Raw genomic sequence first — 2,470 nt, forward strand, 5'->3', positions numbered from 1 at the left:
GGCGATCTGGGCCGGGCTCGGGGCAGCAGGCAGGGCGGGGCTCTGGGCGGGGGGCAGTGTCGCCGCGCTGTGGGCCGGCGCCGTGGGCGGGAGGCCCGAGGCGTCGACGAAGAGCGAGACGGGGAAGCGGACGGTCGCGAGGGTACCGGTGCCGGACGGGCCGTGAGCGAGCTCGACGACCGCCCCCAGGCGGTTGGCGATGCGCCCGACGACGAACAGGCCGAGGCGCTGAGCCCCGAGCACGTCGCCGGCCGAGGTCGTGCGGATCTTGGTGTTCGCGTCGAGGATCTCCTCGGGGGTCATGCCGAGGCCCTGGTCGAGGACCGTGACGAGCACGTGGTGCTCGTCCACCCCGGTCGAGACCTGCACCGGGGTGCCGGGGTCGGAGAAGACCGTCGCGTTCTCGAGCAGCTCGGCCAGGAGGTGGGCGGCCGGCAGGGCCGTGTGCCCGAGCATCGTGGGGTCCACGGGCAGGTCGAGCTGGACGCGCTCGTAGTGCTCGATCTCCGAGGAGGCGGTCCGGATGACGTCCGAGGTGGGCAGGGTCTCGCGGAGCCGACGACCGGTGTCGATGCCGGCGAGCACGAGGAGGGACTCGGCGTTGCGGCGCATCCGGGTCGCGAGGTGGTCGAGGCGGAACAGGTCCGCCAGGGTCTTCGGGTCCTCCTCGGAGCGCTCGAGGGCGTCGATGAAGGACAGCTGCCGGTTGAGGAGAACCTGGTCGCGACGAGCCACGTTGACGAACATCTCGGCGATCGACCCACGCAGGGCCGCCTGCTCCTGGGCCACCTGGATGGTCGTGGAGTTGACGTCGTTGAAGGCGGTGGCCAGCTGGCCGATCTCGTCCCGGGAGGTCACGGGGATGTGGGCCAGGGTGAGGTCGGGCCCCTGACCGGGGATCGCCACCTGGTCCACGAGTCGCGGCAGCTCCTCACGGACCTCGCCCGCGGCGCGGGTCAGGCGCCGCAGCGGGTTGACGATCTGGCGCGCGATGGTGAGCGCGACGGCGATCGAGATGATGACGGCGAGCACGGTCAGCGCGATGGTCAGGACGGCGGTGCGCAGTGCGTTGGCCGCGACCTCGTCGGCCTGGGCCTCCTCGGCCGCACTCAGGTCGGCGACGACCGGGGCGTACAGGTCGATCTGCCCCTGGGAGGTCTCGACCCACTGCGCGGGGTCGATGAAGCTGAGGTAGTTCTCCTGGCCGGAGGTCGCGAGGCTGCGGAAGTTGCCGTAGGTCTGCAGGCCGGTGACCAGGCCCGGGACCTCGATACCCAGCTGGAGCTGGGCGACGGCGAGGGCTGCGGACTCCTGCTGGATGTCCGTCGCGGGGAACAGGGCGGCGAGGAGCTGCAGGTCGGGACCCGAGCGCGCCGAGCCCTGGAGAACCTCGTTGCCGAAGACCTGCTCCTGCTCGTACTTCTCCGCGAGGCTCGCGACGGCGGTCTGCCCGGTGATGATCGCGGCGAGCTCACGGTCGTCGAGGGCGTTGGCCACGACCTCGGGGAAGGCGGTGACCCGCTCGACGACGGTCGTGTAGCCGGTGAAGGCGAGGCGCATGGTCACGTCACCCGAGTCGACCGCCCGGCGCAGGGTGTCGAGCTCGGTCAGCTGGTCGCGCAGACCGGTCACCGCACGGTCCGTCAGGGCTCCGAGCTCGATCTCGGCCGCCTCACGCGAGGCGGCGCCGATCGCGTCGTTGGTCGTCGCGCGGACGCGACCCAGCTCGGCACTGGCGTCGGCACGCTCCTCGGGAGCAGCGGTCACGACCGCGAGGGTCGCCGCGCGCTCGTCCTGCATGGCCGCTGTCAGCTCGCGGGTGCGGTCGAGGGCACTGAGGAGCTGGGTGACGGTCCGTGAGGTCTGCACGTCGTCGATCGCCTGGGCACTGACGGCGCCGGCGAGGACGAACAGCACGAGGACAGGCACGGAGAGGGCTGCGAGGACCTTTCCTCGGATGCCGAGCCTGCGAAGCATGGTGTCTCCTTCACTGTGCGGAGTGCGCACTGCCGCACGAGGTGCTGGATGACGGCTGGGGACCGGGGTTAGAACCCGCCGTCGCACAGTCATCGGCTCGGAGGGCCCCTGGCATGAGGCCTATTCGCAAACTCGTCGACCGCGGGACACCATATCGGTGCATTTTCACCCGCCTGCAAGACTCGCCTCATGAGAGCCGTCGTCATCTCCTCCCCCGGGGGTCCTGAGGTCCTCACCACGACCTCCCTGCCCGACCCGGTCGCGGGCCGCGGCGAGGTCGTCCTCGAGGTAGCCGCTGCCGGGGTCAACAACGCTGACCTGCTGCAACGTGCCGGCCACTACCCGCCCCCGGCGGGTGCCCCCGACTGGCCGGGACTCGAGGTCTCGGGGACCGTCGCCGAGGTCGGGCCCGACGCCGGCCCGTGGCGCGTCGGGGACCGCGTGGTCGCGCTGCTGGACGGCGGGGGCTACGCGAGCCGTGTGAAGTCGGAGG

At 71.7% G+C, this 2,470-nt stretch carries 2 protein-coding genes; one reads left to right on the forward strand and one right to left on the reverse strand.

Going from position 1 to position 2,470, the window contains the following annotated elements:
• Positions 1 to 1,977: nitrate- and nitrite sensing domain-containing protein (locus tag L0B03_RS16625; RefSeq protein WP_250447943.1), on the reverse strand; the 1,977-nt coding region annotated here is incomplete at its 3' end.
• Positions 1,978 to 2,166: 189 nt separating this feature from the next.
• Between L0B03_RS16625 and L0B03_RS16630 the strand changes: the two genes are divergently transcribed.
• On the forward strand, positions 2,167 to 2,470 hold a 304-nt coding region (locus L0B03_RS16630; RefSeq protein WP_250447945.1), incomplete at its 3' end, for an alcohol dehydrogenase catalytic domain-containing protein.

It is taken from the genome of Actinotalea sp. C106, assembly GCF_023630195.1.
Lineage (GTDB): Bacteria > Actinomycetota > Actinomycetes > Actinomycetales > Cellulomonadaceae > Actinotalea.